Raw genomic sequence first — 673 nt, forward strand, 5'->3', positions numbered from 1 at the left:
GATCAGCGAGGCCAGGCACGGTGGCTGCGGGATCTGCCGCAGGAGGGCGTTCTTCCCGCTCTCGCGGCGTTGCCTGGCCACTTCCCCCACCCACGGTTGGAGCATCTGCCGGCACGTGCCCTGGTCGGGGGCGGCCAGGACCGGCTCGACGAGGGCCAGCAGCGCACCGGCGTGTGCCGAGCTCGGCGGGCTGGTGCCGAGCTTCGCGGACGAGCCGCCTGACCGCTGTCGGCGCCGCTCGGCCACATCCGCCCCGAAGACACCAGCGACCACTGGCGGAATCCGGGCGAGGTCGGCTGCCGAGACGCACACGCGGGCCAGCGCCGTCAGGTACTTGAACGCGGCGAAGTACTCCGTGGCCGCGACGGCGCGGCCACCGACCTGCGCCTGGCCGCTGTCCACCGCGGCCAGGACCCGGGACTGGCTTTCGGCGAGCGAGCGGGGTACGGCGGAGGCTGGGATCTCCCCGAGGACCTGGTCGCACATCCAGGCCGTGCGGTCCCTGGTCGGGAGACGGGCGTTGCACAGACGCGGGTCCAGTGAACGGCCGCGGGTCGGCAGTGTCCGCGTGCCCGTGCCGGTGCCACGCTGCAGCCGTACCTCGCAGCGCGGGCACACATCCACCAGCAGGACCCGGTGCTCGGGGCAGACGGGCGCCAGGCCAAGACGGCAC

General features: G+C 73.8%; 1 protein-coding gene. It reads right to left on the minus strand.

What is annotated here, in order from left to right; translation table 11 throughout:
- Positions 1-486 (minus strand): hypothetical protein (locus ABD323_RS43180; protein WP_344447502.1); only part of this gene is annotated, 486 nt, incomplete at its 3' end.
- Positions 487-673: the final 187 nt, after the last annotated feature.

It is taken from the genome of Kitasatospora nipponensis, from assembly GCF_039528135.1.
GTDB classification, from domain to species: Bacteria; Actinomycetota; Actinomycetes; order Streptomycetales; family Streptomycetaceae; genus Kitasatospora; species Kitasatospora nipponensis.